5 protein-coding genes are annotated in these 4,512 nt (G+C 70.1%); all 5 read right to left on the bottom strand.

The features are described from left to right. Positions 1-72: 72 nt before the first annotated feature. Positions 73-1,281, bottom strand: coding sequence for a methionine adenosyltransferase (metK, locus tag ABVB68_RS22390; protein WP_353602875.1), 1,209 nt, complete (start codon positions 1,279-1,281; stop codon positions 73-75). A gap of 283 nt (positions 1,282-1,564) precedes the next feature. Beyond that, positions 1,565-2,770: a bifunctional phosphopantothenoylcysteine decarboxylase/phosphopantothenate--cysteine ligase CoaBC gene (gene coaBC / locus ABVB68_RS22385; protein ID WP_353602874.1), complete on the bottom strand. Its 1,206-nt coding sequence runs from the start codon at positions 2,768-2,770 to the stop codon at positions 1,565-1,567. A gap of 138 nt (positions 2,771-2,908) precedes the next feature. Next, positions 2,909-3,181 (bottom strand): DNA-directed RNA polymerase subunit omega, encoded by a 273-nt coding sequence (gene rpoZ, locus ABVB68_RS22380; RefSeq protein ID WP_005319902.1) that lies wholly within the window; start codon positions 3,179-3,181, stop codon positions 2,909-2,911. Between the two features lie 32 nt (positions 3,182-3,213). Beyond that, a complete protein-coding gene (gmk, locus tag ABVB68_RS22375; protein ID WP_353602873.1) occupies positions 3,214-3,807 on the bottom strand; it encodes a guanylate kinase in 594 nt (197 codons plus the stop codon). Between the two features lie 60 nt (positions 3,808-3,867). Then, positions 3,868-4,191, bottom strand: coding sequence for an integration host factor (locus ABVB68_RS22370; protein WP_003977346.1), 324 nt, complete (start codon positions 4,189-4,191; stop codon positions 3,868-3,870). Between the last annotated feature and the right edge of the window lie 321 nt (positions 4,192-4,512).

The following is a 4,512-nucleotide window of genomic DNA, read 5'->3' as shown; positions in this document are numbered from 1 at the left end:
CCGCCGGGCGCGCCCCCCCCCGCCCCCGGCCCCCTGGAGGGGCCGGGCCTCGGCGGCTGGGAGCCTGCGGGTCTACTGGCCCACGGCCGCGCGCAGGGCGTCCACGCGGTCGGTGCGCTCCCAGGTGAAGTCGGGCAGCTCGCGGCCGAAGTGGCCGTAGGCGGCGGTCTGGGAGTAGATCGGGCGCAGCAGGTCGAGGTCACGGATGATCGCGGCGGGACGCAGGTCGAAGACCTCGTCGATCGCCTTCTCGATCTTCTCGACGTCGATCTTGGCGGTGCCGAAGGTCTCGACGAAGAGGCCGACGGGCTCGGCCTTGCCGATGGCGTAGGCGACCTGGACCTCGCAGCGGGAGGCCAGGCCCGCCGCCACGACGTTCTTGGCGACCCAGCGCATGGCGTAGGCGGCGGAGCGGTCCACCTTGGACGGGTCCTTGCCGGAGAAGGCGCCGCCACCGTGCCGGGCCATGCCGCCGTAGGTGTCGATGATGATCTTGCGGCCGGTCAGGCCGGCGTCGCCCATCGGGCCGCCGATCTCGAAGCGGCCGGTCGGGTTGACCAGCAGGCGGTAGCCCTCGGTGTCGAGCTTGATGCCCTCGTCCAGGAGCGCCTTCAGCTCCGGCTCGACGACGAACTCGCGGATGTCGGGGGCGAGCAGCGACTCGAGGTCGATGTCGGAGGCGTGCTGCGAGGAGACGACCACCGTGTCGAGGCGGACGGCCTTGTCGCCGTCGTACTCGATGGTGACCTGCGTCTTGCCGTCCGGGCGCAGGTAGGGGATGGTGCCGTTCTTGCGGACCTCGGACAGGCGCTTGGACAGGCGGTGCGCCAGGAAGATCGGCAGCGGCATCAGCGTCGGCGTCTCGTCGGACGCGTAGCCGAACATCAGGCCCTGGTCGCCCGCGCCCTGCTTGTCCAGTTCGTCGTCGTCGCCCTCGACCCGGTTCTCGTAGGCGGTGTCCACGCCCTGCGCGATGTCGGGCGACTGGGCGCCGATGGACACCGACACGCCGCAGGAGGCGCCGTCGAAGCCCTTCTTGGAGGAGTCGTAGCCGATCTCGAGGATCTTGCTGCGGACGAGGGTCGCGATGTCCGCGTACGCCTTCGTCGTCACCTCGCCGGCCACGTGCACCAGGCCGGTGGTGATCAGCGTCTCGACGGCGACCCGGGAGGTCGGGTCCTCGCGCAGGAGCGCGTCGAGAATGGTGTCGCTGATCTGGTCAGCGATCTTGTCGGGGTGACCCTCGGTCACGGACTCCGAGGTGAACAGGCGACGGGACACAACGCTCCCTGTGGTTGCAGCGGCTGCTGGCTGATCATTTGCGGTCGACGCGAGGGCTGCGCCCGCCGTCGACCGTGAACAGTTTATCGGTCGCACTCCGCCGATGGGTCACCGTCTCGCCTCTCGGGAGCGCTGTGACCTGCGGCACGGGCATTCTGCACAATGGCGAGCGGCCTTGGCCAGAGCCGCCACGCGCCATTGTCCGGCGGAAAAGAGTCGGCATGCGGCCGAAACAAAAGGGCCCGGACGGCCGAACGCCCCCGGTCCCGGACGGCGGAGCGGGTCAGCCCAGCCGGGCGGCCACGAGGTCCCAGACGATGTCCGCGAGGGCCTCCTTGGGCCCGTGCGGAACGGGCGTGTCGCTGCCGTCGGCGCCCAGCACGACGGCCTCGTTGTCCTCGGAGCCGAACGTCTTGCGCTCCCCCACCTCGTTGACGACGAGCAGGTCACAACCCTTGCGGACGAGCTTGGCCCGGCCGTTGGCGAGGACGTCGTCGGTCTCGGCGGCGAACCCGGCGATCACCTGGCCGGGTCGGGCACGGTCGGCCGAGATCTCCGCGAGGATGTCCGGATTGCGCACCAGGACGACCGGTTCGGGGTCCTGGCCGTCCTTCTTCTTGATCTTCCCGGCGGCGTAGACCGCCGGGCGGAAGTCGGCGACGGCGGCGGCCATGACCACCGCGTCGGCGTCCGCCGCCGCCTTCAGGACGGCCTCGCGCAGCTGGACGGCCGTGCCGACGTGGACGACGTCGACGCCGGCCGGGTCGGGCAGGCCGGTGTTGGCCGCGACCAATGTCACACGGGCGCCGCGGGCGGCGGCGGTGCGGGCGAGGGCGTAGCCCTGCTTCCCGGAGGAACGGTTGCCGAGGAAGCGGACCGGGTCGAGGGGCTCGCGCGTGCCGCCGGCCGAGACGACGACATGGCGTCCTCGCAGGTCGGGCTCGACGACGCCGCGGGCCAGCACCCGGCGGCAGACCTCGAAGATCTCCCCCGGGTCGGGCAGCCGGCCCTTGCCGGTGTCGACGCCGGTGAGGCGGCCGACGGCGGGTTCGACGACCACGGCGCCTCGGCGGCGCAGCGTGGCCACGTTCTCCTGGGTGGCGGGGTGCTCCCACATCTCGGTGTGCATGGCGGGCGCGAAGACGACCGGGCAGCGGGCGGTGAGGAGCGTGTTGGTCAGCAGGTCGTCGGCGATGCCGTGGGCGGCCTTGGCGAGGATGTCGGCCGTGGCCGGGGCCACGACGACCAGGTCGGCGTGCTGCCCGATGCGGACGTGCGGCACCTCGTGGACGTCGTCCCAGACCTCGGTGGAGACGGCGTTCCCGGACAGGGCGGACCAGGTGGCGGCGCCGACGAAGTGCAGTGCGGAGGCGGTGGGCACCACGCGCACGTCGTGTCCCGACTCGGTGAACCTTCTCAGCAGCTCACAGGCCTTGTACGCGGCGATGCCACCGCTGACGCCCAGAACGACCCTCGGCTTGTCCGTCATCTCTGCGCCATCTCTCCCCGGCTCGGCAACGAGGCTAGTACGGGGCACCTGTGCGGCGCCGTACGAGACCATCACACACCACAGGCCCGGCAGCGTGACTGCCGGGCCTGTGGATGAAGCGACTGCGATCTGAGAGTACTACTGTGCCGGGCCCTCGATGGCCTCGGAGGTCAGCAGACCGGCGTTGATCTCGCGCAGGGCGATCGAGAGCGGCTTCTCGTGGACGTGGGTGTCGACGAGCGGACCCACGTACTCGAGGAGGCCCTCGCCGAGCTGCGAGTAGTACGCGTTGATCTGGCGGGCCCGCTTGGCCGCGTAGATCACGAGGCTGTACTTCGAGTCGGTTGCCTCGAGCAGCTCGTCGATCGGCGGGTTGATGATGCCCTCGGGCGCGGTGATGGAAGAGGACACGCTCTACCTTCCGATGGATGGAAAAGAATCAGTCACACGACGTTCGTCAAGGCTAGCAGCTCACGGGCCACGTCCTCGACGGAGGTGTTGACCAGGGTCGCGTCGAACTCCGGCTCGGCCGCCAGCTCGGTCCTGGCGGCCTCCAGACGGCGCTCGATGACCTCGGGCGACTCGGTGCCCCGCCCGGTGAGCCTGCGCACCAGCTCCTCCCAGGAGGGCGGAGCCAGGAACACCAGCTGGGCGTCGGGCATCGACTCCCGGACCTGCCGTGCCCCCTGGAGGTCGATCTCCAGCAGGACGGGCTCGCCCTTCTCCAGCCGCTCCAGCACGGCCGCGCGGGGCGTGCCGTAGCGGTTGCCGGCGAACTCGGCCCACTCCAGCAGCTCGCCGTTGGCGATCAGCTTGTCCATCTCGTCGTCGGTGACGAAGAAGTAGTGGACCCCGTCCTGCTCGCCTGGGCGCGGCTTGCGGGTCGTCGCCGACACCGAGAGCCAGACCTCGGGGTGTTCCTTGCGCATATGGGCGACGACCGTGCTCTTGCCGACCCCCGAGGGGCCGGAGAGCACGGTCAGCCGCGGACGTGCGTCCGGGGGCTCGGGGGTCGTCCCCCGGAGTGTTACTGCCATGCAGCGATTATTCCAGCAATCCCGGAGTGCCCGGGACTCCCGGTCCGGCCGGAGCCCGACTCAGGAGCCGGTGCTGCCGAACTCACGCTCCAGGGACGCGATCTGGTTCGAGCCGAGCCCGCGCACACGGCGGCTCTCGGAGATGCCCAGACGCTCCATGATCTGCTTGGCGCGGACCTTGCCCACGCCGGGCAGCGACTCGAGCAGCGCGGAGACCTTCATCTTGCCGATGACGTCGTTCTCCTGGCCCTGCTTGATCACCTCGTGCAGGGAGGCGCCGGAGTGCTTGAGTCGATTCTTGACCTCGGCCCGCTCCCGGCGAGCCGCGGCGGCCTTTTCGAGCGCGGCTGCGCGCTGTTCAGGGGTAAGGGGCGGAAGAGCCACGCCTACGTCACCTCGGATGTCGAACTGTCGGATACGGACCGGTGAGGAACCTAGTCGCCCCACACCTGGGGAGCTACGAGCAACACGCTTCGCCCGTTCACTCTGCTCGGAGACTAGCGGGCAAGTCCGCCAGAGTCAGCGAGAACAGCGGAAAAGTCCTGGTCAGCCTCCGTCAGGTCGGACATTTCAGACATAATGCCCTCGATTTGAGGATGTATTCACGCTCAGGTCCTCCGCGGACCGCCCGGCCGGGCGGTGCGCGGAGGTGAAAGGCGCCACCCACCCCCGGGGAGATGACCCCCCCCCAAACCACCCGGGGCG

This window comes from Streptomyces sp. NPDC096012 (genome assembly GCF_040426375.1).
GTDB lineage: Bacteria > Actinomycetota > Actinomycetes > Streptomycetales > Streptomycetaceae > Streptomyces.
The sequence above is the reverse complement of the archived record's forward strand: the minus strand, read 5'-3'. Positions and strand labels throughout refer to the sequence as shown.